A 25,023-nucleotide genomic window follows, 5' to 3' on the forward strand; every position below is an offset into this window, starting at 1 on the left:
GGTCGGGGACGGGGCGGGGCGGCGGCATGGGCTGTCCGGTGGGCTTGGGGGAGGCGCGGCCGGGCGGAGTGCGGGTGGGAGGCGGCTTCTGTGCAGGTGGGGCGCCGTTTTGGTGGCTTCGTGTGCACGAATGATTGCGGCCGGTATGTCTAGTGACACGGGTTCATATCGCCGGGGGATTTCTTGTTTCCGGGCGTGGGGGCGGGGCATTGGGGCCGCCGTGAAGGATCGCTACCGGCTGATCGAGCGGCTCGGCGTGGGCGGGTCGTCCGTGGTGTGGCGCGCCCATGACGAGCTGTTGCAGCGGGATGTCGCCGTCAAGGTGCCGTCCGCCGCCGCGGGCCGTCAGCCGGCGTTGCTCGACCGGATCCGGCAGGAGGCCCGGTCGGCGGCGGCGTTGCGGCATCCGAACGTCGTCGACGTGTACGACTACGACGAGGAGCGCGACCAGTACGGGGATGCGCCGGTGCCGTACGTGGTCATGGAACTCGTCGAGGGGCGGACGCTCGCCCAGGTGCTTGCCGACGGGCCACTGCCCTGGCAGACCGCGGTGCGGATCTGCGCGCAGGTGGCGTCGGCCCTGGCGGCCGCCCACGAGCGCGGCATCGTGCACCGCGACGTCAAGCCCGGCAACGTCATGGTGCCCGGCCACGCCGGCGCCCCCGAGGGAGGCGCGACGCAGACTCGTGGCGCGGCGCAGACGCATGGCGCGGCGCAGGGTTCAGGCGCGGCGCGGGGGCTCGGCGCGGGGCACCGGGTCGGCGCGGCGCGGGGGTTCGGGGCGGCGCAGGGGCTTGGGGCAATGCGTGGGTTCGGCGCGGCGCAGGGGCTTGGGGCAGTGCGGAGGCTCGGCGCGGCGCGGGGACAGGCGGCGGTGTTCGGTGACGGCGTGAAGCTGGTCGACTTCGGGATCTCGGCGGCTGCCGGGTCGGTGGACGAGATCGACGGGGAGGTGCTCGGCACGCCTGCCTATCTGGCGCCCGAGCGGCTCGACGGCGGGCCCGTGCGGGCCGCGAGCGATGTCTACGGGCTGGGGCTGCTGCTCTACCGGGCGCTTGCCGGCTCGATGCCCTGGCAGGCCACGACGATCACCGAGATGGTCAGTGCGCACCTGCGGGAGGAGCCGCGGCCGCTGCCTCCGCTGCCGGGTCTGCCCCGGGCCGTCGCCGACCTGGTGCGGCGCTGCCTCGCCAAGGTGCCGGAGGCTCGGCCCGACGCGGCGGAGGCCGCCTGGATCCTTGCGGATGCGGCCGGGATGCTGCCGCGGCGGGCCCTGCACTTCCCGAAGCCGGTGAGCGGCTCGGGGGTCCGGCGTCTGCGGTCGCTTGCCGGTGCTGCCGGGCGGCCGGCTGGTTCGGGTGACGGCCCCGGTAGTCGCGGTGGGGCGCCTGGTTCCGGTCGCCGGGGGAGTGGCGGGTCGGTGCGGGGTTCCGATGCCGCTGGGCCGGGCAGGCGGCGGGGCGGTGCTTCCCGGGGCGGCGTGCGGCGGGCGATGAGCACCACCGTGGCGGCGATGACTCTGGGGATTCTCATGATGCTGCGGGCGCCGTCGGACTCCTGAGCTTGACGCCGGCGCGGGGCCGGGCTTGCTGACGGCTGGGGTTGTGAGGGCCGGGGCTGCTGACGGCCGGGATTGGTGAGGGCCGGGGGTGCTGACGGGCGGGGTTGGTGAGGGCCGGGGTTGGTGAGGGCCGGGGTTGGTGAGGGCCGGGGTGCTGACGGCCGGGGTTGGTGAGGGCCGGGGTTGGTGACGGCCGGGATTGGTGAGGGCCGGGGTGCTGACGGCCGGGACTGCTGACAGCGCCGAGTCGCTGACGGCCGGGGTGCTGACGGCTGGGACTGCTGACAGCCCCGAGTGGACAGACTCGACCGCTCTTGGGAGGGCGGGCGGTCAGGCGTGCCCCGATCCGGGTGGGCGGCGGATCCGGCTTGGTGCGGGAGGCCTCGGCGGGGCGGATCAGGACTTTTGTCGCCTGGTAGGAAAGTTGGGTGAGGTACGGGAGAAAGTTTCCGTACATCGAGGGTTTCCTTTGTCCCGAGTGCTCGGTAGCGTCGCTTCACGTAACACGAGTGACACATCGTGTTAGCGGAGCGCGGTGTGGGTGCCCGGGAGGGATGCGCATGCGTACCGGAATCTGGTTGGTCGGGGCTCGGGGTTCGGTGGCCGTCACGGCCTTGGTCGGGGCGGCAGCGGTGCGGGCCCGGCTGGCCGGCACCGCCGGATGCGTCACGGAGCTGCCGGAGGTGCGCGGACCCGCGCTGCCGGGGTGGGCGGACCTGGTGTTCGGCGGGCACGACGTGGTCGCCCTGCCGCTCGCGAAGAAGGCCGAGGCGCTCGCCGCCGCCGGGGTCGTGCCCGGCCCGCTCGTCGGGGCGCTCGCCGCCGAGCTGGCGGCCGTCGAAGGCGAGGTGCGGCCGCTGCCGTCCGCTCCGACGCAGGCCGAGACGGCGGAGCGGATCGCCGCCGACCTGCGAGACTTCCGGGAGCGGCACGCGCTGGAGCGGGTCGTCGTCGTCGATGTCGCCACGACCGAGCCGCTGATCGAGCCGCATCCGGCGCATGCCGGGCTGCGGGTGCTCGAGGAGGCTCTGCGGGAGCCCGGGCAGGCGGTGCTGCCGCCCAGCTCCCTCGCCGCGTACGCCGCGTTCCGGGCGGGCTGCTCCTTCGTCGACTTCACGCCGTCCACGGGGCCCCGGCTGCCCGCGCTGGCGGAGCTGGCCGAGCGGGAGGGGCTGCCCTACGCGGGCAACGACGGCAAGACCGGCGAGACTCTCGTGAAGTCGGTGCTGGCGCCGATGTTCGCGCAGCGGAACCTGCGGGTGACCAGCTGGTCCGGGCTCAACCTGCTCGGCGGCGGCGACGGGGCCAACCTGGCCGACCCGGCCGCCAACGCCGCTAAGGTCGCCAGCAAGCAGCGGGTCCTCGGCGACGCGCTCGGCTACGAGCCCGAGGGCACCAGCCGCATCGACTACGTCGCCGAGATCGGGGACTTCAAGACCGCGTGGGACCTGGTGACCTTCGCTGGGTTCCTGGGTACGCCCATGCGGCTGGAGTTCACCTGGCACGGCTGCGACTCCGCCCTGGCCGCGCCGCTGGTGCTCGACCTCGCCCGGCTCACCGCGGCTGCCCACGCGGCGGGACGCTCCGGGCCGCTGACCGACCTCGGCTTCTTCTTCAAGGATCCGCTGGGCGACGGGCCGTCCGCGCTCGCCGAGCAGTGGGCGCGGCTCACCGCCTTCGCCGCCGGGCTGTCCCGATGAGCGGACGGCGACGCCCGACGAGCGGCTGCGGAGCATCGCGGTGAAGGAACGACTCCGGGCCCTGGCCGAGCTGGTACGTGCCCCGGCCGCCCTCTCCGTACCGGGCGACGTGATCGCGGGCGCCGCGGCGGCGGGCGTGCCGGTGCGCAAGGCCGCGGGGCTGGCGGCGGCGTCGGTGTTGCTCTACTGGGCGGGCATGGCGGCCAACGACTGGGCCGACCGGGAGCTGGACGCGACCGAGCGTCCCGAGCGGCCGATCCCATCCGGCCGCATCCCGGCCTCCGCGGCCCTGGGCGTCGCGGCCGGACTCACAGCGGCGGGACTCGGCGTCGCCGGGCGGGCCGGGGGAGCGCGGGCGCTCGCGGTGGCGGTGCCGCTGACGGCGGCCATCTGGGCGTACGACCTCAAGCTCAAGAACACCGCGGCCGGCCCGGCGGGCATGGCCGCGTGCCGCGCGCTCGACGTGCTGCTGGGGGCCTCGTCGCAAGCGCCGGTACGCGCCCTGCCCGCGGCCGCCACGGTGGGACTCCACACCTACACCGTCACGGCGCTGTCCCGGCACGAGGTCCACGGTGCCGTGGACCGGAGGCTGCCCGCGGCGACCCTCGCGGCGACCGCCGGCGTGGTGGGAGTGGCCTCCGCAGGCGCGCCGGAATGGCTGGCGCGGCGGGTCGGGCCGATGCTCGCCGCCACGTACGCGGCCGGCTACGGCGCCCGGCAGATCAGGCTGCTCGGCGACTCCAGCCCCGGCGCCGTGCGGGCCGCGGTCGGTGCCGGCATCACGGAGTTTCCCACGTTGCAGGGGGCGTTGACGGCGACGGCGGGACGTCCGGTCACCGGCGCGGTGGTGGCACTGGCGGCCCCCCTCGCCCGGATCCTCACGCGCAAGGTGGTGGCGACGTGATCGAGCGATGCGGGCGCAAGGTGGCCGCGACATGAGCGGGCTGCGCTTCGGGTACGGGACGAACGGCTTCGCCAACCATCGGCTCGACGACGCGCTCGGCGTCATCGCGGGGCTCGGGTACGAAGGCGTGGCGCTGACGCTCGACCACGACCACCTCGATCCGTACGCGGAGGGGCTGGCCCGCGAGGTCGCCCGCGTCGCCGACCGGCTGCGGGATCTCGGGCTCGGCGTGGTGATCGAGACCGGCGCCCGGTTCCTGCTGGACCCGTGGCGCAAGCACGCGCCGACCCTGCTGCACGACGAGCGGGACGTGCGGATCGACTTCCTGCGCCGGGCGGTCGCCGTCGCCGCGGATCTCGGGGCGGAGGCGGTCTCCTTCTGGGCGGGGGTGCGGCCGGCCGGGGTGGGGGCGGACAAGGCCTGGCAGCGCCTGGTCGACGGGTGCGCCGAGGTCGTGGAGCACGCGACGGCGGCCGGTGTGCCGCTCGGCTTCGAGCCCGAGCCGGGCATGGAGGTCGGCGACCTGGACGGCTGGTTCCGGCTGCGCGAGGCGCTCGGGGCGCCGGCCGCCTTCGGGCTGACGCTCGACATCGGGCACTGCCGCGCCGTGGAGCCCGAGCCGGTGCCGGCGTGCGTGGCGGCCGCGGCGCCGTACCTGGTCAATGTGCAGATCGACGACATGCGGCGGGGCGTGCACGAGCACCTGGAGTTCGGCGAGGGGGAGATCGACTTCCCGCCGGTGCTGGCGGCGCTGCGGGCCGGCGGCTATCGCGGGCTGGTCGCCGTCGAGCTGCCGCGTCACTCGCACGCCGCTCCGGACGTGGCCAGGCGGTCACTCGACCACCTGCGGGCGGCGGAGAAGGAGGGACGGCATGAAGGCTGACGAGCTGCGGGGCGCCCTGCCGGGCGTACCGGAGAAGGAATGGCTGAGCGACGCCGAGGCCCGCGTGCGCGCCGACCCGGACCAGCTCCCTGCCCTTTTCGCGCGGGCCGGGCGCAAGCTCGGGCGGCAGGCGCTGGCCGACCGTCCGGACTGGACGCCGGGGCTGGCCGGCCGGGTGCTGTTGTTGCTGGCCGTCCCGCACAAGGACGACCGGGTGCTCGATCTCTACTGGCACGGGGACAGCGGCGAGCGGCTCGCCGTGCTGCACGCGCTCGCGCTGCTGCCCATCGGGGACGCCGGGGTGCCGCTCGTCGAGGACGCGTTGCGGACCAATGATGCCCGGCTCGTGGCTGCGGCGCTCGGGCCGTACGCGCGGCACCTGAGCCCCGCGGCCTGGCGGCAGGGCGTGGTCAAGTGCGTCTTCATGGGCGTGCCGCTGAGCCGGGTCGACCGGCTGGACGAGCGGGCCGACGCCGAGCTCGCGGCGATGCTCACCGGGCTGGCGCAGGAGCGGGCCGCGGCCGGTCGCCGGATGCCCGCCGACGCGACGGCACTGCTGAACAGGATCCAGCAGAAGCAGGAGGACTGATGCGCGTCTTCGATCCGCACATCCACATGACGTCCCGGACCACCGACGACTACCGGCGCATGGCGGACGCGGGGGTGCGGGCCGTCGTCGAGCCGGCCTTCTGGCTCGGCCAGCCGCGGACCAACCCCGGATCCTTCGCGGACTACTTCGATTCGCTGCTGGGGTGGGAGCCCTATCGCGCGTCGCAGTTCGGGGTGCGGCACCACGCCACGATCGCCCTCAACCCCAAGGAGGCGAACGACCCGCGCTGCCGGCCCGTGCTCGACCTGCTGCCGCGCTACCTGGACAAGGACGGGGTCGTCGCGGTCGGCGAGGTCGGCTACGACTCGATGACGCCCGCCGAGGACGAGGCGTTCGGCACGCAGCTGGCCCTGGCGCGCGAGTTCGAGCTGCCGGCGCTCGTGCACACCCCGCACCGGGACAAGGCGGCCGGGACGCGGCGGACGCTCGACGTCATCGCCGAGTCGGGCATCGATCCGGGGCGGGTGGCCGTCGACCATCTCAACGAGGTGACCGTGGACCTGGTCCGGGACAGCGGGTGCTGGCTCGGCTTCTCGATCTACCCCGAGACCAAGATGTCCCCGCCGCGGATGGTGGAGATCCTGCGGCGGTACGGCACCGAGCGCGTGCTCGTCAACTCGGCCGCCGACTGGGGGCACTCGGATCCGCTGCTCACCGTGGCGACCGGGGAGGCGATGCTGGCCGCGGGGTTCACGGCCGACGACGTGGACCTGGTGCTGTGGCGCAACCCGGTGGCGTTCTACGCGCAGTCGGGCCGGCTGGACCTGTCCGACCTGCCCGCCCCGGAGCCGTCGTACGCGGGCAGCTCCCTCGCGCGCGGCGGCAGCTGATGCGCTTAGCGGACGCCACGGGGAGACAACGACACCTGTCCTACTGCACCAATGTCCACGAGGCCGAGGACCTGGACGGGATCCTGCGGCAGCTCGACACGTACGCGGTCCCGGTGCGCGAACGGCTCGGGACCGACGTGCTCGGGCTCGGCCTGTGGCTGCCCGCGCCCGTGGCGGCCGGGCTCGCGTCGGACGTCGCCGCGCGGCAGGGACTGCGCAACGCGCTCACCAGCCGGGGGCTGGAGGTGGTGACGCTCAACGGGTTCCCGTACCAGGCGTTCCACGCGCCGGTCGTGAAGCACGCCGTCTACCAGCCGGACTGGACCACGCCGCAGCGGATGGCGTACACGGTGAACCTGGGGGTCATCCTGGCCGACCTGCTGCCGGACGACGCCGCGTACGGCTCGATCTCGTCCCTGCCGCTCGCCTGGCGTGACCCGTGGGACGCGGCCCGCGCCGCGGCCTGCCGCCGGGCGCTCGTGGAGCTGGCGGCCGAGCTGCACCGGCTGCCGCGCCGGATCCGGGTGGCGTTCGAGCCGGAGCCGGGGTGCATCGTGGAGACGACGCAGGAGGCCGTGGCGCTGCTCGGCGAGGCGGACACCTCGGTGCTCGGGGTCTGCCTCGATCTCGCCCACCTGGCGTGCGCGTGGGAGGAGCCGCCCGCGGCGCTCGCCCGGCTGCGCGAGGCCGGGCTGCCCGTCGTGAAGACCCAGCTGTCCGCCGCCCTGGCCAGCGCCGATCCGCACGCGGACCGGGCGGTCCTCGGGGAGTACGCCGAGCCGCGGTTCCTGCACCAGACCCGCGGGCCGCACGGGTTCAAGGCCGACGACCTGGACGAGGCGCTCGACGCGCGGGGTGCCGACGCCCAGCCGTGGCGCGTGCACTTCCACGTGCCGCTGCACCAGGCGCCCGCCCCGCCCCTCACGAGCACCGTCGGCGTGCTCGTGGAGGCCCTCGGCGCCCTCGTCGAGCTCAGCGATTGCGCGCACTTCGACGTGGAGACGTACACGTGGGGGGTCCTGCCGCCCACCGCCCGCCCGCGCGACCCGGCCGAGCTCGCCGCCGGGATCGCGTCCGAGTTGTTCTTCGCCCGCGCCCAGCTGACCGCGCTGGGCCTCACACCGCTGCCGGGGGTGCCGTCGTGAAACCCGTCGTCGTGCTGGACGTGGTCGGCCTGACGCCGAAGCTGCTGCGCCACATGCCCCGCCTGTCGCGCCTCGCGCAGACCGGCTTCCAGGCGCGGCTGGGCACCGTGCTGCCGGCCGTGACGTGCTCGGTGCAGTCGACGTTCCTGACCGGGACGCTGCCCGCCGAGCACGGGATCGTGGGCAACGGCTGGTACTTCCGCGAGCTGGGCGAGATCTTCCTCTGGCGGCAGCACAACCGGCTGGTCGGCGGCGAGAAGCTGTGGGACGCGGCGCGGGCGGTCCACCCCGGCTACACGGTGGCCAACGTCTGCTGGTGGTACGCGATGGGCGCCGACGTCGACTGGACGGTCACGCCGCGCCCGGTCTACCACGCCGACGGGCGCAAGGATCCGGACTGCTACACGTACCCGCCGGAGCTGCACGACACGTTGCAGGAGTCGCTGGGCACCTTCCCGTTGTTCAGCTACTGGGGTGCCAACGCCGGGATCGCCTCGTCGCGCTGGATCGCCGGGGCCGCCGTGCAGATCATGGCCACCCACCACCCCGATCTGACGCTCGTCTACGTGCCGCATCTCGACTACGACCTGCAGCGGTTCGGGCCGGACGGGCCGGAGGCGGCAGCCGCGGCGGCACAGGTGGACGCGGCGCTCGCGCCGGTGCTGGAGGCTGCCGCGCGGCGCGGTGCGACGGTCGTCGCCTTGTCCGAGTACGGCATCACGCCCGCGACCCGGCCCGTGGACATCAACCGGCTGCTACGTTCCGAGGGCCTGCTCGAGGTCTACACGCAGGCGGGGATGGAGTATCTCGATCCCTGGGTCTCGCGGGCCTTCGCGGTGGCCGACCACCAGATCGCCCACGTGTACGTCCGCGACAAGGCCGATGTCCCGCAGGTCGCCAAGATCTGCTCGGCGCTGCCCGGCGTCGCCGACATCGTGGACCTCGGCCATCCGCGGGCGGGGGACCTGGTGCTCCTCGCCGAACCGGACGCCTGGTTCACCTACTACTACTGGCTGGACGACAAGCGGGCGCCCGACTTCGCGCGCCTCGTCGAGATCCACCGCAAGCCCGGCTACGACCCCGCCGAGCTCTTCTTCGACCCGGCCGGCCCCGGCGCGGCGAAGGGGCGAGCCGGGCTGGCGCTCCTGAGGAAGAAGCTCGGCATGCGCTACCTGATGAACGTCGTCGGGCTCGACGCGGGCGCCCGGGCGGTGCGCGGCTCGCACGGCCGGCTGCCGGCCACCCCTTCGGACGGTCCCGTCCTGCTGTGCTCGGACCCGGCCCTGGCCCGCGAGTCGCTCGAGGCCATCGAGGTCAAGGAGTTCGTGCTGCGCGCGGCGGGGCTCGCCTCATGACGGTCGAGAGCCCCGCCGGGACGGGGTCGGCCGAGCTGGCCCGCCGGTGCGAGGCGGCGCTCATCGCGTACCTGGACCGGCAGCGCCCCCACTGGCCCGACGGCACGCCGCGGGGCGTCCTCGACGCGGTCCGCCGCTTCGTCCTCGCCGACGGCAAGCGGTTGCGCCCGATGTTCTGCTACTGGGGCTGGCGCGGCGCGGGCGGCCCCGACAGCGCCGCGATCGTCACGGCCGCCGCCGCGCTGGAGCTGTTCCACGAGTCCGGCCTGCCCATCGACCAGATCCACCGCGGCTACCGCCTCTTCACCGTCATGCGCACCGAGGTCATCGCCGGGCAGTACCTCGACCTGGTCTCGGCCGTGGGCGACGGCTCGGTGGCGGGCGCCCTGACCGTCATCCGCATGAAGGCCGCCCGCTACACCGTCACCCGCCCGCTGCAGATCGGCGCGGCCCTCGCCGGCGCCGGACCGGCCGGCCAGGCGGCCCTGCAGGCCTTCGGCGACCCCCTCGGCGACGCCTTCCAGCTGCGCGACGACGTCCTCGGCGTCTTCGGCGACCCGGCCGTGACCGGCAAGCCCGTCATCGACGACTTGCGCGAGGGCAAGCCGACCGTGATGGTCGCCATGGCGCGCGACCGGGCCTCCCGCCCGCAGGCGAACCGGCTGCGCGAACTCTTCGGCAGCCCGGCCCTCGACGAGGCGGGCGCGGCCGAACTCCGCGACATCATCACCACCACGGGCGCCCGCGAGGCCACCGAGGACCTGATCGCTAAGCGCGCCGCCTCGGCCCGGACGGCTCTCACCCGCGCCCCCCTGACCCCCCAGGCCCGCGACGCCCTGGGCGAACTGGTCGCATCGGTGGTCGCCCGGACCCGCTGACCGACTTACCGGATCCGGGGTGGTGCGGGGGCATGAATCACGTCGAATCCGACCAAAGGTGAATCCTGCTCTGGCTGAACGGGCGATCCCGTGGTTGACCCGGGGATATAGACATACGGCGTGGGCATGGGGCGATGGGCGGGGACGGCGGTGCTCGGGGTGAGCGTCGTGGCGACGGCGGTGGCGCTGGCGGGGATCGGGCCGGCGTCGGCGGCCGAGCCGGTGCGGATCATGCCGCTCGGGGCGTCGATCACCTACGGGTACGGGTCGAGCGACGGCAACGGCTACCGTGGGCGGCTGTACGAGCGGCTGACGCGCGACGCCGGCATGAACGTCGACTTCGTGGGCTCGCAGCGGTCGGGCCGGTTGCGCGACCGCGACCACGAGGGGCATCCGGGGTGGCGCATCGACCAGATCGCGGCGCACGCCGGCGAGTGGCTCGCCGCGTACCGGCCGGATGTTGTGATCATGCACCTGGGGACCAACGACATGATCCAGGACTACCGGTCGGCGACGGCGCCGGAGCGGCTGGCGGCGCTGTGCCGGGAGATCGTGCGGCGGGACCCGGGCGTCACCGTGTACGTGTCGTCGCTGGTCGCCTCGACCGACACCGCCGTCGACGGGCGGATCGACGCCTTCAACGCCCGGCTGCCCGGGGTGCTCGCCGGCCTGCCGCAGGTCGTCTACGTGGACCAGCACGCGGCGATGGACCGGCGCGAGCTGAGCGACGAGGTGCACCCCACCGACCAGGGCTATCGCGAGATCGCCGACGCCTGGTACGCCGCCATGCGCCGCTGACCGGCGGGGTGCCCCGCGCGGGCTCAGCAGAGGAGCAGGCTCACGTTGCTCATGCCGCACTCGGCGCCGACGCTGAGCTGGCTGAGCTCCATCCCGTCGGCCTCGGTCTCCTCCGGCTCCAGCAGCTGCAGGTCGAGAATGTCTTCCACGTGGTGTCTCCTCAGATCGGGACGGCCCGGACGCGCGGATCGGCGCCGGGAGCTGGGGCGGGGGCCGTGGCGAGCGTCGCCAGTGCGAGCAGGACGCCGGCCGTGCCGGTGTGCAGGTCCATCGAGAGCCGGCGCAGGGTGACGCCCGGGTAGGCGATGCCCCCGCCGTACGGGACGGCGTGCAGGCCGAGTTCGGGCACGTGCGCGGCCGCCGCGGCGGGGTCGGTGCCGGCGAGGGCGGCGATCAGGCCGGCGCGGCCGTTCATCAGCCCCGGGTACACGACGAACGAGGGCCGGCACGCGCGCAGCAGGCCGGGCAGCGCGGCCACCGGGCGGTGCGCGCTCAGCCGGGCGGCGGCGACGGCGATCCCGGCACTGCCCGATTCCAGGTACGGCAGCACGCGTCCCTTGTCGGGAACCTGCAGCCCGCCGGCCGGGGTGGTGACGCAGCGGGACAGGTCACGCCCGAGCGCCGTCTCGGCGTGGTCCAGCCAGGACGCGTCGCCGGTCGCCTCGTACAGCCGGGTGAACAGCAGGGCCGGGCCGCTCCAGCCGTGCAGCAGTCCCGTGGCATCGGTGGCACCCGGCGGCAGCGTGACCAATGTCCCCGCCAGCGCGCGGGCGGCGTCGAGGGAAGTGCCGCGCTGCTCGGCGAGCGTGAGCAGGGCCAGGGCGACGCCGGTCACGCCGTGCGCAAGGCTGATCCCGCCCGGCGGCCGATCGCAGCGGGCCAGCAGCGCGTCGGCGGCGCCGGGCTCGCCGAGCAGGTCCAGGACCACGGCGACGCCGTGGCTGCCGGTCCACAACCCGGAGCGGGCCGGATCGAGAGCGGCCCGCCGGCACAGCCACCGCACGTACTCCGGCCGGATCGGATCGCCCGCCCGGGCCAGCGCGTAGAGCACGCCCGCGGCGCCGTGCCCCAGCCCGAGCCCCCCGCTGCGGAACTGCTCGGCGTCGCCGGGGAAGAGCCGGTCCGTCCGCTCCGGAGTGGCGGCGGCGTGGATGGACCGCACGAGGTCGCCGATCGTCGTGCCGCCGGAGGGCGCCCGGCGGGGGCGGACGGCCGGGCGGAGCAGGTCGCGGCGCAGTCGGGCAACGACGGCGGGCGGGACGGGGAAGCGGGCGGCGGCCCAGTCGAGGTGCCCGGCCGTACTTGCGGGGGAGATCTCCCGCATCGGGGCGAGCGGGATCAGCAGCCACAGGCGCAGGGCCGCGAGGGCGTAGCGGTCGAGGCCGGCGCCGCGCGTGCCCGGCGGCGCGGTGAAGCCCGGCGCGCCCAGACCCGGCACGGTGTCCTCGGCGGCCGGGAAGGCCTCCTCGGCGTCGACGAGCGAGATCCGGTCCTCGTCGTCGACCAGCACGTTGCGCGGGTGCAGGTCGCCGAAGACCCAGCCCCGGTTGTGCACCGCCGCCAGCAGCCGGTCGAGCTGATCGGCCAGCGCCGCGGCGCGCCCGTAGTAGCGGGCCAGATCGTCCGGCGTGGCGTCGGCGTACAGGGGGCAGTGCCGGGCCATCCACTTGCCGAGCGGGACACCGTCGCGGAACTCCCGGGCCAGGAACAGGTGCTCCCACGCCTCGTGCAGCCCGTCGACCTCGGGGATGCCGGGGAGGCCGGCCAGCGCCACCAGGGCCTCGTGCTCACGGCGCAGGCGGGTCACGGCGTCGCGGCCGTGGGCGTCGAGGCCGGCGTGCGGTCGTGCCTCCTTGACGAGGATCCGCCGGCCGTCGCGCTCGGCCCGGTACACGCCGCCGCCGTTCGAGAAGTGCAGCGCACCCGTGATCCGGAAGGGCAGCTCCGCGGCGCGGCGGGCCGCCAGGTGCGGCGCCAGCACCGCCGGGGGAGTCACCCAGGGCGGCACGTGGAACGCCGCCGTACGCCGGTCGGGCACCAGCACGCCGTCGGGCCGCCGCACCGCGGGGACCAGCCGCCCGCCGTCGTCGGCCTCCAGCGGCACGAACCCGCCGAAGCGCACGTGCACCGGTCCCGCCCCGATGCGCAGATCACCCAGGATGTACGGGCCGGGGCTCCCGTGCAGCCGCGTGCCGAGAGCGTCCAGGACGTCGCCCAGGGCCTCCGCGTCCGCCGGGTAGACGGTGACGAACTTGCCGCTGGAGCCGCGCGCCGCGTACTTGCCGTTGCGGTGGAGGAGGGCCCGTGGGGAGCGCAGGTGCTTGTACGCCAGCCCGCGCCCGCCGCAGACGTCGTGCACCACGCCGAGCACGCCGGCCGCGTTGCCTGGCGTGGCGGCGACGTGGACCTTCCAGCCCTGCTCGGGCAGCACGGTCCCGGCGCGGTGCAGCACCCGCCACGGGCCGTACGTCCGCGCCGTCCACCCCGGTCCCGGGGCGGGCGCCACGGCGGCGAACGTCGCGTCACCGTCGTCGCCGCCGGCCCGGTCGAAGAACGGCTGCCCGGGAAGGCAGTAGTCGTCGTGCACGCGGTCGAGCCAACCAGACAAGATCCGCCGGGCGCCGGTCCGTCCCGACCGGCGCGCCCGTGATCACCCGCGCGGGGGACTCAGGGGCGTACGGGATGAAAGCCGAAGGGAAGCTCCAGGCGGTGCGCGTGCAACAAGGCCTCGTCCGCCAGGATGTCGGGGGTCTTGCCGTCGGCCACGATGCGGCCGCCGTCGAGGATGACCGAGCGGGGGCAGAGCTGCATCGCGTACGGGAGATCGTGCGTCACCATCAGCACGGTCACCGGCAGCCGCTCGAGGATCTCGGCCAGCTCGCGGCGGCTCGCGGGGTCCAGGTTGGACGACGGCTCGTCGAGCACCAGCAGCTCGGGGCGCATGGCCAGGACCGTGGCGACCGCCACCCGCCGCCGCTGGCCGAACGACAGGTGATGCGGCACCTGGTCGCGGTGCGCCGTCATGCCGACCGCCTCGAGGGCCTCGTCGACGCGCGCGTCCAGCTCGGCGCCGCGCAGGCCCAGGTTCGCCGGGCCGAACGCCACGTCCTCGGCCACCGTGGGCATGAACAGCTGGTCGTCCGGGTCCTGGAAGACGATGCCGACCCGGCGGCGGATCTCCGCGAGCCGGGCGCGGTCCTTGGCGTCCACGCGCAGGCCGCCGACCTCGACCGTGCCGGCGCCGCCGTGCAGCACGCCGTTGAGGTGCAGGACGAGGGTGGTCTTGCCGGCGCCGTTCGGGCCGAGCAGGGCGACCCGCTCGCCCTCGGACAGGCTCAGGTCGACGCCGCGCAGGGCGACGCTGCCGTCCGGGTACGCGAAGGTGAGCCCCTCGATGCGCAGGCTCATGGCAGCAGCGCCACCGTCACGCCGATGATCGCCGCGGCCGCCGGCAGCACGGCCGACTGCGCCCACTGGGCCGGCGTGGTGCGGGCCTGGCCGCGGTGCGGCATGCGGCCGTCGTAGCCCCGCGAGACCATGGCGAGATACACCCGTTCCCCCCGCTCGTACGCGCGCAGGAACAGCGAGCCCACGCTGACCGCGAACGCCTTCACCTGCCACAGGAACCTCGGATCGTACCCGCGGGACAGCCGGGCGATCCGCATGCGGCGCGCGTCGTCGGCGAGGATGTCGAGATAGCGCAGCATGAACGTCGCGATCTGCGTGAACACGGACGGCACGCGCAGCCGGTCGAGGCCCAGAATCAGGTCGCGCATGGTCGTGCTCGCCGCCAGCAGCAGCGAGGCCACGACGCCGAGCGTGCCCTTGGCCGCGATGTTCCACGCGCCGTAGAGCCCGTCGACCGACAGCGACAGGCCCAGCCACTCGGTGCGCTCGCCGTGCCCGGCGAAGGGCAGGAACACCGCGAGGAGGACGAACGGGAGCTCGATCGTCGCCCGCTTGGCCAGCCACGGTACGGGCACCCGGGCGGCCGCGGCGACGGCGGCGAGCAGCAGCGCGTAGCCGCCGAAGGCCGCGAACTCCTCGCGGGGCGTCGCCACCACCACGATCGTGAACAGCAGCGTGGCGACGATCTTCACCTCGGGCGCGAGGCGATGGACCGGGCTCGGCCGGTCGAGATGCAGCGGATGCGCGTGCCCGGCGCCCACCTAGGCCACGTCCCTCGTCGTCATGCCGGGCTTCCGCTCCCCGGGTCGCCGGCCCGCTCGCTGCCGGCCGCTCCGCCGCCGCCGGCCGGTGCCGGTGCGCCGGTCTTTGCGGTCGCGCCGGTCTTTGCGGTTGCGCCGGTCTTTGCGGTTGCGCCGGTCTTTGCGGTTGCGCCGGTCTTTGCGGTTCCGCTGGTCGCTGTCGCTGTCGCTGCGCTGCCGGTCGTGGTGCGGCGGCGGGCGAGCCAGAAGACGCCGGCGCCGATCGCGAAGGTGACGAGGACGCCGAGGATGCCGGAGAGGCCCGTGGAGACGTACTCGTTGTCGACGCCCTTGATGCCGTAGTCGGCGAGCGGGCTGTCCGCCAGCTGGTGGTCCTGCTCCCGCTGGGCCATGCACGTGCCGCCGGTGATCTCGTCGTCGGCGTTGAACGTGCAGCCCTGGCGGGCGGCCGCGTCGAGACCGTCCGGGCTGCCCGACGCGAAGTTGCTCACCACGCCGGCGAGCAGCAGGGCGACGAGCAGGCCGCCGGCCAGGAACCAGCCGAGCCGGGCGCGCGGCTTGCGCGCGGGGGAGTGCATGGTCGTCATGCGGCACCTCCGGAGACGGTCACGGGCTCGGCGGCGACGGGGGCGGTGCGGAAGCGGCGCAGGGCGTACACCAGGTCGGGCCGCACGCGGGCGACGGTGGCGACCGTGGTCGCGGCGATCAGGCCCTCACCGATGCCGATCAGCGTGTGCACGCCGGCCATGGTGCCGGCGATCGTGGCGAGGGAGAGCTCGGTGGTGCCGCCGAGCCAGTATTCGAACACGAAGCCCTGGGAGGCGAGCACGACCCCGGCGACCGAGGCGATGAACGCCGTGGCGCCCACCCCGGCGGGGGTCTTCGGCAGCAACCGCATGAGCAGGGCGACGAGCAGGTAGCCCGCGGCCGTGCCGATGAGGGCCATGTTGGTGATGTTGAGGCCGAGGGCCGTCAGGCCGCCGTCGGCGAAGAGCAGGCACTGCACGATGAGCACGGTCGCCACGCACAGCGCGCCGACCCAGGGGCCCACGAGCACGACGGCGAGCGCGCCGCCGAGCAGGTGCCCCGAGACGCCCGGCAGGACCTGGAAGTTGAGCATCTGCACGGCGAAGATGAACGCCGCCACGAGGCCCGCCATCGGGGCGAGGCGATCGTCCAGGTCCGCGCGCGCCCGCCAGACGCAGACCGCCAGCCCGAGCGCCGCGAACACCGCGAACAGCGCGGAAACCGGCCCGTCCACGATCCCGTTGGCGATGTGCATCGCCTGTGTGTCCATCCCGCGCCTCCCTGTTTCCCCGGAGCATATGCGTCAGTGGCGCAGTTGCACAGCTGTGGCAACAACGTCACAGCGCCTGGTACGGGAGACGTAGCCCACACACCCCGGTCGATGGGTGATCTTGTCGCCCGGCGGCCGCCCGACGGTCACGACGACGGCCATGTCCCTGGTTCGCGGCGCCGCGGGTGCCGGACGGGTCGGCGACGTGCCACTTCCCGAGCCGTTCGTCCGGAAACGAAAAGCAGGACTGCCGGCGGCAGCCCTGCTCTCAGTCGAGGAGCCCAATGCTTCTCGCGGGTGGATCTCGGACGGTGCTACTGGCTTTCCGGTTCGCCGGTTCGCCGGTTCGCCGGTTCGCCGGCTCTCTGGTTCGCCGGCTCTCTGGTTCGCCGGCGATGCCGAGGCCGGGGCCGGCCGGCCTCAGCCGATGGCGGCGAGGGCGCGGGCGCGCTCGGGCCAGGTCGCCAGGCTCGGGGCGAGGCGCATGCCGGCCGCCGTGATGGCGGCGCGGATGGTGGCCTCGTCCGCGGCACCCAGCTGCTCGTAGGTCGTGATGCCGCCGGCCGCCAGCGCCATGGCCATCTTCGGGCCGATGCCGGCGATCTTCGTGAGGTCGTCCGGCTCGTGCACCGGGGCCGGCGCCGGGCCGGGCGTGCCCGCCGGGACGGTCTCGTCGTCGATCGGCGTCGACGCCTGGGCCGGGATCACGATGGTCGGCTCGTTCCCGGGCGCCGTGGAGACGGGCTCGGGCGCGACGGGCTCGGCGGTGACGGCCACGGGCTCGGCGGCCACGGCGACCGGCACGGGCTCCGGCTTCGCCTCGCCGATCGGCTCCGGCTCGGCGACGGTCTCGACGGCCACCGGCTCCGGCTCGGCCACCGGCTCGGCGATCGACGAGGGCTCCGGTACCGGCTCGGCGATCGGCGAGGGCTCGGCCACCGGCTCGGCGGTCTTCTCGGCGGCCGGCGTGGGCTCGGCGGTCGGGGACTCGGCCGGCGGGATGCGCTCGGTCACGGCCTCGGCGATCGGCTCCTCAGCCGGGGCGGGCGAGGCGGGGACCACGACGGTCGGCTCGTCCTCGATCGCGGGGGAGGCGGCGGGGGAATCCTCGGCCGCCGGGCGCGGGCCGGGGACCACGGCGGTGACCTCGTCCTCGAGCGCGGTGGCGGAGGGCGAGGCGGCCTGCGGGTCCGACGAGGTGTGGGAGTCCGGCACGGTGGCCGGGGCCTCGGCGGGGGCGGCCGCAGCGGGTGTCTCGGCCGGCGTGCCGATCGACTCGGCCGGGGAGACCGGGGCCTCGGCGGGAACCGAGGCGGGGACCGGGGCGGGAGCCGGGGAGACCGGGGCCTCGGCCGGCGCGGACGGGGTGGGGGCAGCGGCGGCGGGCTTCTTGCGGCCCCAGATGAACCAGGAGGCGGCCGCGCCGACCACGAGCCCGGCCAGCAGGGATATGACGGTTGACACGGGAGCCTCCGGCGGCTTTCGGGTGCGTGATTAGCGCGCATCATAGAAGAGAGCCGCTGCGCCCCTGTCACGAACCGCCGGTCAGCGCGTCAGGGCGCCCCGGGCGGCGGTCGCGAGGAAGTCCGGTTCGGCCACGGGACGGCCGAAATGGTAGCCCTGCGCCAGGCGGTAACCGAGGCGGTGCAGTTCCGCGGCCTGCTCGGCGGTCTCGACGCCCTCGGCCACGGCCTGCAGTCCCAGGCCGTTGCTGACCTGGATGAGGGCGGTGGCGATCACCGCGTGCCGACCCGCCATCGTGATCGAGTCGACGAACGACTTGTCGACCTTGAGGATGTCGACCGGGACGGTCTGCAGCAGGCCGAGCGACGAGTGGCCCGTGCCGAAGTCGTCGAGGGCGATCTTGACGCCCAGCTCGTGCAGGTCCTTGACGGCCTGGACGGTCTGGCCGCCGCCGAAGACGGCGGTCTCCGTGACCTCGACGGTCAGCTGGGCGGCGCCCAGGCCGGTCCAGGCCAGGGTCTCGGCGACCACGCCGGCGAAGCCCGGCTCGGCGAGCTGCCGGGCGGACACGTTGACGGACATCCGCTCGGGTGCGGCGTCGCCCAGGGTGTTGCGCCAGGAGACGGCCTGGGAGCAGGCGGTACGCAGGATCCACTCGCCGAGCTCGACGATGAGCCCGTTGCTCTCGGCCACCGGGATGAACTCGGCCGGGCTGACGAGGCCGCGCACCGGGTGCCGCCAGCGGACGAGCGCCTCCACGGACACCACCCGCCCGTCGGGCAGGGACACGATCGGCTGGTAGACGACCTGGAACTGGCCGGTGTCCAGCGCGGTCCGGATCTCGGCGCCCAGCTTCGCCTCCTCGCCCGCCGACCGGTCGAGATCGGCCGAGTAGGCGCGGTGCCGGGCGCCGCCGGCCTCCTTCGCGGCGTACATGGCGAGATCGGCGCGGCGCAGCAGCTCGCCGGGGTCGGTGAGGCCGGCGCCGTCGGCGCTGCCGATGCTGGCGGAGACGAGCAGCTCGTGCCCGTCCGCCTCGATCGGCAGGCGCAGCGCGGCCGCCATGCGCTCGGCGATCCCGGCCATGGCCTCGGGCGACGCGTCCGGCACGAGCACGGCGAACTCGTCACCGCCCAGCCGCGCCACCAGACTCTCGTCCTCCAGAGCGGCGGCGACCGGAACGGCCCCGGAAGACGCGGACGACACGGAAGAGGCCGAAGGCAGGGAAACGGAAGAGGCCGAAGGCAGGGAAGAGGCCGAGGGCAGGGAGGACGCGGACGACACGGAGGCTGCCAGCCGCCGTGCGACGACCTCGAGGAGCCGGTCACCGACGGCGTGCCCCAGCCGGTCGTTGACGTCCTTGAAGCCGTTGAGGTCCAGCACCGCCACCTGCGGCCGCGCCCCGGCGGCGACGGCACCGGCGAGGCGTTCCTCGAAGACGCGGCGGTTGGGCAGGCAGGTGAGCGTGTCGCGCAGGGCCAGGTCCTCGAGCTGGCGGGCCTGCCGCTGCACCTGGGAGACGAACCCGGCGAGCCTGCCCATGACCAGCACGACCAGCAGCGTCGAGCCGACCCCGACGGCAATCGTGTCCAGGTGGCCGGGGTCGCGGCCCGCCTCGAGGAAGAGGACCGCGGGGACCAGCATCGTGGCGGTCGCGGGCAGGATGAGCCGGCGGGCGCCGGTGCGCTCCGGCGAGTGGGGCGGGACGGCGGACGACGGGTGCAGCGCGGCGCCGGCCCAGCACACGTAGGTGAAGACGAAGACGGCGTACGCCCAGGGGATCGCCCACGCCATCGACGCGGGTGCCAATCCGGTGACCAGGTTGCCGAGCAGCGTGGCGACGCAGCCCGCGGCGAGCAGCCAGCCGCTGGGGCCGCTGTGCCGGGTGTGCGTGACGATCGGGCCGAGGGCGGCGATGAGGATCACGCTGATCGTCAGGTAGCCCATCGTGACCAGGCGCAGCGGCACCGGCTGGCTGCTGTCGCCGGCGATCGGCCCCACGACGAGCACCCAGTAGACCAGGCCCAGCCCGATGAAGGTGACCGCCGCGTCGATGATGCGGCCGGCGCTCGGGCGGCGGCCGCGGCCCAGGCGGAAGAGGGCGACGGCGAAGAAGGGGTACGCCGCCAGGTAGCACACGTCGGCCCAGGACGGGAAGGTCAGGCGGCCGGCGAGCTGGTTGAGCGCGTAGACCAGGTCGCCGGAGGCCCACGTCAGCTGCCCGGCCGCGAAGACGAGCCAGGCGAAGGGGTCGGGCGGCCGGTTGCGGCGCACCCCGGCGAGGGTCAGCACGGCGGCCAGCAAGCCGGTCGCCGCGGACAGCAGCGGCGCACCGGCCCCGGGCAGCCGCGTGTAGCCGACGCAGGCGAGAATGCCGAGCACCGGCCAGATCCACCAGCACCGGTCGGCGAGTCTCAGCACATTCCGACGGATCGGCACCCGGGGCGCGTACCTGAGCAGATCTTGACCCGGGGTTGAGCGTGCGCTGAGGTGGCGCGTCCCCGCTGCCCGTCGCGCGCGCGGAGGCATGGATACTCATGCACCGGCGCGGCTGGCGCGCCCCGCCCGTCGCCTGGAGGTCCTCGCATGCCACGCTCCCGTTCGTGGACTCTGCGCAGCCGGGTCATGGCCATCTGCGCCGCGCTGGGCGTCCTGCTCGTGGGGCTGAGCGTGGCGGCCGCCCTGATCGCCGCGGACAGCAACGAGCGCATCGACGTCCTCACCGACAAGACGGGCCCGATGCGCACCGCGGGGCAGAGCCTCGACGCCGCGTTCGTCGACCAGGAGACGGGCATGCGCGGCTACCTGTTGAGCGGCAGGACCGACAACCTCTCCCCGTACGAGCGGGGGCGCGCGGCCGAGGCCGACCTGCTGGACCAGATCGACCGCCTCAACCGCACCGGCCGTGCGGACGCCGCGGTGACCGCCGCGATCGCGCAGGTCCGCGCGCGGGCCGAGACCTGGCGCGCCGAGGTGGCCGACCCCGTGATCGCCGCCGTCCGGACCGGGGGACCCGAGGCGGGCCAGTCCCTGCCGGCCGCCGACGGGACGGCGCAGTTCGACGCCGTACGCGCGGCGGTCGGTGATCTGCAGGACAGCATCTCCGTCGTGCGCAACGCGGCCGTCTCGGCGGCCAAGAACACGGGCGGTGCCCTGCTCGCCCTCGAGATCACCGCCGCGGCCGCCGTCCTCGTCTTCGCTGTCGCGCTCATGCTGCTGCTGGACAGGCTGATCAACCGGCCGGTGCTGGTGCTCGCCCGGCAGATCCGGGCGGTGGCGGCCGGCGACTACGACCGGGCCATCGTCGGCAGGGGCGCACCGGAACTCGCCGGCCTCGCCGACGACGTGGACGCCATGCGCCGCAAGATCGCCGCCGAGCTGCGCGAGGTGCAGCAGGCCCGCGCCCAGGTCGACGCGAAGGCCGCCGAGCTGACCCGCTCCAACCGCGACCTGGAGCAGTTCGCCTACGTCGCCTCGCACGACCTGCAGGAGCCGCTGCGCAAGGTGGCCAGCTTCTGCCAGCTGCTGCAGCGCCGCTACCAGGGGCAGCTCGACGCGCGCGCCGACCAGTACATCGCCTTCGCCGTCGACGGCGCCGACCGGATGCAGCGGCTGATCAACGACCTGCTGGCCTTCTCCCGGATCGGGCGCCTGACCAGCGGCTTCAAGCGGGTCGACCTCAACCACGTGCTCGACATCGTGCGCTCGCAGCTCTCGGCGCGCAGCGAGGACGCCGAGATCGTCGCGGCGGACCTGCCCACGGTCGAGGGCGAGGAGCCGCTGCTCACCACGCTCTTCGTGAACCTGATCGGCAACTCGCTCAAGTTCCGCCGGCCGGACGTGCCGCCCGAGGTCGTCGTCAGTGCGGAACGCTCGGGCGACATCTGGCAGATCACGGTGCGCGACAACGGCATCGGCATCGAGCCGGAGTTCGCCGACAAGGTCTTCGTGATCTTCCAGCGCCTGCACCCCCGCGAGGCCTACGAGGGTACGGGCATCGGCCTGGCCATCGTCAAGAAGATCGTCGAGTACCACGGCGGCACGATCGAGCTGGACCCCTCCGTGGCGGTCGGGGCGTCGTTCACCATCACGCTGCCGGTGATCGCCCCGGCGGAGGAGGAACCGGCGGCGGAGATCGCCTCCCCCTGAGGTTCCGCTCCGCCCCGGGCCGAGGTGACCGCCGCGGACTACTACCGGGACGATGCCCGCTTCTCGGCGGCGACCAGCGGCGCCCGCGTGGAGCTCGGCCGGGAGACGGCCGCGCGGACCGGGCCGGAGCGGCTGCCGGACGCGGCGGTGGAGCTGTGCGCCCGCGAGCCGGCCGGCCGGATTGTCGCCACCCGGCACGGGGACGCGATGCTGCTCGGCGACTTCCTCGCCACCGCGACCCGGACGGGCCCTCACCGCGCGGCTCCGTGGCCGCGCGGCTTCCCGGCCGCGCGGTCAGGAAGCCGCGCGGTGACGGCTCCCGGCGGGCTCAGGCGCCGATCAGGGTGCGGATGCGGTTCGCGCCCACGGCGAGCAGGAGGGTGGGCAGGCGCGGGCCGGTCTCCTTGCCGATCAGCAGGCGGTAGATCAGCACGAAGAAGGCGCGCTGGGCCACCTTGAGCTCCTGCGTCGGCTTGGTGTCCGCGGGCAGGCCCGCCATCGTCTTGGGCACGCCGTAGACGAGGGTGGTCAGGCCGTCGAGCGACCAGTTGGCGTCCAGGCCCGCGGCGAGCAGGCGCAGGGACTCGCGCTGCTGGTCGTCGAGCGACTCCAGCAGCTCCTTGTCCGGCTCGGTGCGCACCTGGGTGCGGGCCTCCGGGGCCAGCTGGGTGAGGACCCAGGTCTGGGCCTTGGCGAGCCGCGGGCGCACCTCGGCCAGGTCGCCGACCGGCCGCTCCGGGTCGATGTCGCGCAGGATGCGCAGGGTCTGCTCGTCGTGGCCGGTGGTGATGTCGACGATCGAGGCGAGCGTGCGGTAGGAGATCGGCACCGGGGTCAGCGGCAGCGTGGTCGTGGCGGTGCGCACGGCGCGGTCGTGGGCGGCCTCGTCGGCGGGCGCGGCGGTGCCGGCGGCGATCTTGGCCGTGAGGGCGTCCCACTCGTCGTAGAGGCGCTGGATCTCGGCGTCGAAGGCGATCTTGAAGGACTGGTTGGGCCGGCGCCGGGCGTACATCCAGCGCAGCAGCGGCGCCTCCATGATGGCGAGGGCGTCCGCGGGGGTCGGGACCGCGCCGCGGGAGCTGGACATCTTGGCCATGCCGCTGATGCCGACGAAGGCGTACATCGGGCCGATGGGCTGCTCGCCGCCGAAGACCTCGGTGACGATCTGCCCGCCGACCACGAAGGAGGAGCCGGGGGAGGAGTGGTCGACGCCGGAGGGCTCGAAGTGCACCCCCTCGTAGGCCCAGCGCATCGGCCAGTCGACCTTCCAGACCAGCTTGCCCCGGTTGAACTCGCTGAGCAGCACGGTCTCGGTGAAGCCGTCGAGCGTGCAGACGTACGTCAGCGCCGTGGTCTCGTCGTCGTAGGCCGTGACCGTGGTCAGGTCCTTGCCGCACTCGCCGCAGTAGGGCTTGTAGGGGTAGTAGTCCTGGCCCGCGCCGCCGTCGTCCTCGGCGGCCGCGCCGGAGCCCTCGGCGGCCTCGGCAGCCGCGGCGGCCTCGTCCTCGTCGAGCTTCTGGCCCTGCTTGCCGCGCCCCTTGGCCGCCGGCGCGGCGTCCGAGCCGGCGGCGGGACGGCCCTTGGTGCGGTAACGGTCGAGGACCGCGTCGATCCGGGCGCGCTCGCGCATGGCCAGCAGGATCTGGTCACGGTAGGCGCCCGACGTGTACATCTCGGTCTGGCTGATGCCCCGGTAGTCGACGCCGAGCTCGGCCAGCGAGTCGATCATCGCGGCCTTGAAGTGCTCGGCCCAGTTGGGGAAGCGGCTGCCGGGCGGGGCGGGCACGGCGGTCAGCGGCTTGCCGATGTGCTCGGCCCACGACGGGTCGATGCCAGCGGGCACCTTGCGGAAGCGGTCGTAGTCGTCCCACGAGATGAGGTGGACGACCTCGTGCCCGCGCCGGCGGATCTCGTCCGCGACCAGGTGCGGCGTCATCACCTCACGCAGGTTGCCCAGGTGCACCGGCCCCGACGGGCTCAGCCCGGAGGCGCACACCACGGGCTTGCCCGGCGAGCGCCGCTCGGCCTCGGCGATCACCTCGTCGGCGAACCGGCTCACCCAGTCGACGGGTCCTGCGTTTTCTGCCACGGTCTCCCACTCCATCTCGTCCTCGCCGCCCATTTTCCCGGATCGCGGCGCATCGCCCCGCACCGCCCCTGCCCGCCGGGCGCCGCACGCGATGCTACGGACGCCGGGACGGAGGCCGCACGCGATATGCCGGGGGCCACCCGGCCCGGAGCAGGCGCAGGCCGGCGGGGCTGACAGCGATGCCATACCGCCGGGTGACCGGGCGCGGCGGGATTACCAGGATCGTCACGGGCGCGTCATCGTATTGACACACCTCAATGAAAGGCCCCGCGGATGTCCTCACGAGTGACCCGTGTCCTGCGCGCCTCGATCGTCGGCGCGACCGCCCTCGCCGCCGCCGTCGCCGCCGGTCCCGCACCGGCGCAGGCCGCCAACCCGTACGAGCGCGGCCCCGCCCCGACCACCAGCAGCATCGAAGCGTCCCAAGGCCCCTTCGCGACCGCCACCGTCACCGTCGCGCGCTCGGCCGTCTCCGGCTTCGGCGGCGGCACGATCTACTACCCGACCAGCACCGCCGCGGGGACGTTCGGCGCGGTCGCCATCTCCCCGGGCTTCACCTCCTCGCAGTCGGCCGTGTCGTGGCTCGGCCCGCGGCTGGCGTCCCAGGGCTTCGTCGTCATCACGATCGACACGCTCAGCACCCTCGACTCCCCGGACAGCCGCGGCACCCAGCTGCTCGCGGCGCTGGACTACCTCACCGGCAGCAGCTCGGTGCGGACCCGGATCGACGCCACGCGCCTCGGCGTCATGGGCCACTCGATGGGCGGCGGGGGCAGCCTGGCGGCGTCGCGGACCCGGCCGGCCCTGCAGGCGGCGGTGCCGCTCACGCCGTACCACACGACCAAGAGCTGGACCACCGACCGCGTCCCGACGCTGATCATCGGCGCGGAGAACGACACGGTCGCGCCGGTCGCCTCGCACTCCGAGCCGTTCTACACGAGCCTGCCCGCGACCTCGGACAAGGCCTACCTCGAGCTGAACAACGCGTCCCACTCGGCGCCCACGTCCACCAACGTCACGGTGGCGAAGTACAGCATCTCGTGGCTCAAGCGCTTCATCGACAACGACACCCGCTACGAGCAGTTCCTGTGCCCGGCGCCCTCGGGCTCGGCGATCCAGGAGTACCGGGACACCTGCCCGCACTCCTGACCAGCTGCAACGCACCTGCCCGCGCTCCTGGCGAGCTGCAAC

Annotated in this window: 21 protein-coding genes; 12 read left to right on the forward strand and 9 right to left on the reverse strand. The window is 74.3% G+C overall.

The features are described from left to right. Positions 1 to 220 precede the first annotated feature (220 nt). The 10 genes from RBH18_RS26450 to RBH18_RS26495 all read left to right on the forward strand — a co-directional run bounded on the left by RBH18_RS26450 (position 221) and on the right by RBH18_RS26495 (position 10,664). Positions 221 to 1,561: a serine/threonine-protein kinase gene (locus RBH18_RS26450; RefSeq protein ID WP_306212465.1), complete on the forward strand. Its 1,341-nt coding sequence runs from the start codon at positions 221 to 223 to the stop codon at positions 1,559 to 1,561. A 560-nt stretch (positions 1,562 to 2,121) separates the two neighbouring features. Further along, positions 2,122 to 3,261, forward strand: coding sequence for an inositol-3-phosphate synthase (locus tag RBH18_RS26455; RefSeq protein ID WP_306212467.1), 1,140 nt, complete (start codon positions 2,122 to 2,124; stop codon positions 3,259 to 3,261). Between the two features lie 34 nt (positions 3,262 to 3,295). Continuing rightward, the gene (locus RBH18_RS26460) at positions 3,296 to 4,165 is read left to right on the forward strand and encodes an SCO3242 family prenyltransferase (RefSeq protein ID WP_372338990.1); all 870 of its coding nucleotides are present in this window, start codon (positions 3,296 to 3,298) and stop codon (positions 4,163 to 4,165) included. A gap of 31 nt (positions 4,166 to 4,196) precedes the next feature. Next, entirely contained in the window at positions 4,197 to 5,048 is an 852-nt protein-coding gene (locus tag RBH18_RS26465; protein WP_306212471.1) for a sugar phosphate isomerase/epimerase family protein, read from the forward strand. After that, entirely contained in the window at positions 5,038 to 5,637 is a 600-nt protein-coding gene (locus tag RBH18_RS26470) for an EboA domain-containing protein (protein WP_306212473.1), read from the forward strand. The genes RBH18_RS26465 and RBH18_RS26470 overlap by 11 nt, the downstream gene beginning before the upstream one ends. Then, complete coding sequence (locus tag RBH18_RS26475) at positions 5,637 to 6,488, forward strand: TatD family hydrolase (RefSeq protein WP_306212475.1); 852 nt, start codon at positions 5,637 to 5,639, stop codon at positions 6,486 to 6,488. The genes RBH18_RS26470 and RBH18_RS26475 overlap by 1 nt, the downstream gene beginning before the upstream one ends. Then, on the forward strand, positions 6,488 to 7,633 hold the full coding sequence (gene eboE / locus RBH18_RS26480) for a metabolite traffic protein EboE (RefSeq protein ID WP_306212477.1): 1,146 nt from the start codon (positions 6,488 to 6,490) through the stop codon (positions 7,631 to 7,633). Before RBH18_RS26475 ends, eboE begins: the two co-directional genes overlap by 1 nt. Further along, a complete protein-coding gene (locus RBH18_RS26485; protein ID WP_306212479.1) occupies positions 7,630 to 8,988 on the forward strand; it encodes a nucleotide pyrophosphatase/phosphodiesterase family protein in 1,359 nt (452 codons plus the stop codon). The genes eboE and RBH18_RS26485 overlap by 4 nt, the downstream gene beginning before the upstream one ends. Beyond that, positions 8,985 to 9,866, forward strand: a complete 882-nt coding sequence (locus RBH18_RS26490; protein WP_306212480.1) for a polyprenyl synthetase family protein — start codon at positions 8,985 to 8,987, stop codon at positions 9,864 to 9,866. Before RBH18_RS26485 ends, RBH18_RS26490 begins: the two co-directional genes overlap by 4 nt. Positions 9,867 to 9,992: 126 nt before the next feature. Further along, a complete protein-coding gene (locus RBH18_RS26495; RefSeq protein ID WP_306212482.1) occupies positions 9,993 to 10,664 on the forward strand; it encodes an SGNH/GDSL hydrolase family protein in 672 nt (223 codons plus the stop codon). Positions 10,665 to 10,687: 23 nt separating this feature from the next. Here the strand turns inward: RBH18_RS26495 and RBH18_RS26500 are convergent, their stop codons facing one another. The 8 genes from RBH18_RS26500 to RBH18_RS26535 all read right to left on the reverse strand — a co-directional run bounded on the left by RBH18_RS26500 (position 10,688) and on the right by RBH18_RS26535 (position 20,033). Further along, positions 10,688 to 10,813: a SapB/AmfS family lanthipeptide gene (locus tag RBH18_RS26500; RefSeq protein WP_306212484.1), complete on the reverse strand. Its 126-nt coding sequence runs from the start codon at positions 10,811 to 10,813 to the stop codon at positions 10,688 to 10,690. Positions 10,814 to 10,824: 11 nt separating this feature from the next. Continuing rightward, on the reverse strand, positions 10,825 to 13,251 hold the full coding sequence (gene lanKC / locus RBH18_RS26505) for a class III lanthionine synthetase LanKC (protein WP_306212486.1): 2,427 nt from the start codon (positions 13,249 to 13,251) through the stop codon (positions 10,825 to 10,827). Positions 13,252 to 13,331: 80 nt separating this feature from the next. Next, positions 13,332 to 14,072 carry an energy-coupling factor ABC transporter ATP-binding protein gene (locus tag RBH18_RS26510; RefSeq protein ID WP_306212488.1) on the reverse strand — a complete coding sequence of 247 codons (741 nt, stop codon included), beginning with the start codon at positions 14,070 to 14,072 and terminating at the stop codon, positions 13,332 to 13,334. Beyond that, positions 14,069 to 14,833, reverse strand: a complete 765-nt coding sequence (gene cbiQ, locus RBH18_RS26515; protein ID WP_306212490.1) for a cobalt ECF transporter T component CbiQ — start codon at positions 14,831 to 14,833, stop codon at positions 14,069 to 14,071. The genes RBH18_RS26510 and cbiQ overlap by 4 nt, the downstream gene beginning before the upstream one ends. 20 nt (positions 14,834 to 14,853) lie before the next feature. Beyond that, positions 14,854 to 15,420, reverse strand: a complete 567-nt coding sequence (locus tag RBH18_RS26520) for a PDGLE domain-containing protein (RefSeq protein ID WP_306212492.1) — start codon at positions 15,418 to 15,420, stop codon at positions 14,854 to 14,856. After that, complete coding sequence (locus RBH18_RS26525) at positions 15,417 to 16,130, reverse strand: energy-coupling factor ABC transporter permease (RefSeq protein WP_306212494.1); 714 nt, start codon at positions 16,128 to 16,130, stop codon at positions 15,417 to 15,419. The genes RBH18_RS26520 and RBH18_RS26525 overlap by 4 nt, the downstream gene beginning before the upstream one ends. 420 nt (positions 16,131 to 16,550) lie before the next feature. Continuing rightward, positions 16,551 to 17,594 carry a helix-hairpin-helix domain-containing protein gene (locus RBH18_RS26530; RefSeq protein ID WP_306212496.1) on the reverse strand — a complete coding sequence of 348 codons (1,044 nt, stop codon included), beginning with the start codon at positions 17,592 to 17,594 and terminating at the stop codon, positions 16,551 to 16,553. A gap of 81 nt (positions 17,595 to 17,675) precedes the next feature. Beyond that, positions 17,676 to 20,033: a putative bifunctional diguanylate cyclase/phosphodiesterase gene (locus RBH18_RS26535; RefSeq protein WP_306212498.1), complete on the reverse strand. Its 2,358-nt coding sequence runs from the start codon at positions 20,031 to 20,033 to the stop codon at positions 17,676 to 17,678. A 147-nt stretch (positions 20,034 to 20,180) separates the two neighbouring features. Here RBH18_RS26535 and RBH18_RS26540 point away from each other — a divergent pair, with 147 nt between their 5' ends. Next, on the forward strand, positions 20,181 to 21,743 hold the full coding sequence (locus RBH18_RS26540) for a sensor histidine kinase (RefSeq protein WP_306212500.1): 1,563 nt from the start codon (positions 20,181 to 20,183) through the stop codon (positions 21,741 to 21,743). 328 nt (positions 21,744 to 22,071) lie between these two features. Here the strand turns inward: RBH18_RS26540 and lysS are convergent, their stop codons facing one another. Next, entirely contained in the window at positions 22,072 to 23,832 is a 1,761-nt protein-coding gene (gene lysS, locus RBH18_RS26545; protein WP_306212502.1) for a lysine--tRNA ligase, read from the reverse strand. Between the two features lie 273 nt (positions 23,833 to 24,105). On the opposite strand from lysS, the gene RBH18_RS26550 reads away from it, so the two are divergent. Continuing rightward, positions 24,106 to 24,981: a poly(ethylene terephthalate) hydrolase family protein gene (locus RBH18_RS26550; RefSeq protein ID WP_306212504.1), complete on the forward strand. Its 876-nt coding sequence runs from the start codon at positions 24,106 to 24,108 to the stop codon at positions 24,979 to 24,981. The last annotated feature ends 42 nt before the right edge of the window (positions 24,982 to 25,023 follow it).

Source organism: Actinoplanes oryzae, from assembly GCF_030757795.1.
In the GTDB taxonomy this organism is placed as follows: domain Bacteria; phylum Actinomycetota; class Actinomycetes; order Mycobacteriales; family Micromonosporaceae; genus Actinoplanes.

Bases quoted from the DNA above. Each gene is read 5' to 3' on its own strand.
- eboE (WP_306212477.1), top strand. From the start codon at position 6,488: ATGCGCTTAGCGGACGCCACGGGGAGACAACGACACCTGTCCTACTGC.
- RBH18_RS26475 (WP_306212475.1), top strand. From the start codon at position 5,637: ATGCGCGTCTTCGATCCGCACATCCACATGACGTCCCGGACCACCGAC.
- RBH18_RS26520 (WP_306212492.1), bottom strand. From the start codon at position 15,420: ATGACGACCATGCACTCCCCCGCGCGCAAGCCGCGCGCCCGGCTCGGC.
- RBH18_RS26495 (WP_306212482.1), top strand. From the start codon at position 9,993: ATGGGGCGATGGGCGGGGACGGCGGTGCTCGGGGTGAGCGTCGTGGCG.
- RBH18_RS26465 (WP_306212471.1), top strand. From the start codon at position 4,197: ATGAGCGGGCTGCGCTTCGGGTACGGGACGAACGGCTTCGCCAACCAT.
- RBH18_RS26525 (WP_306212494.1), bottom strand. From the start codon at position 16,130: ATGGACACACAGGCGATGCACATCGCCAACGGGATCGTGGACGGGCCG.
- RBH18_RS26470 (WP_306212473.1), top strand. From the start codon at position 5,038: ATGAAGGCTGACGAGCTGCGGGGCGCCCTGCCGGGCGTACCGGAGAAG.
- RBH18_RS26455 (WP_306212467.1), top strand. From the start codon at position 2,122: ATGCGTACCGGAATCTGGTTGGTCGGGGCTCGGGGTTCGGTGGCCGTC.
- RBH18_RS26540 (WP_306212500.1), top strand. From the start codon at position 20,181: ATGCCACGCTCCCGTTCGTGGACTCTGCGCAGCCGGGTCATGGCCATC.
- RBH18_RS26510 (WP_306212488.1), bottom strand. From the start codon at position 14,072: ATGAGCCTGCGCATCGAGGGGCTCACCTTCGCGTACCCGGACGGCAGC.
- RBH18_RS26550 (WP_306212504.1), top strand. From the start codon at position 24,106: ATGTCCTCACGAGTGACCCGTGTCCTGCGCGCCTCGATCGTCGGCGCG.
- RBH18_RS26490 (WP_306212480.1), top strand. From the start codon at position 8,985: ATGACGGTCGAGAGCCCCGCCGGGACGGGGTCGGCCGAGCTGGCCCGC.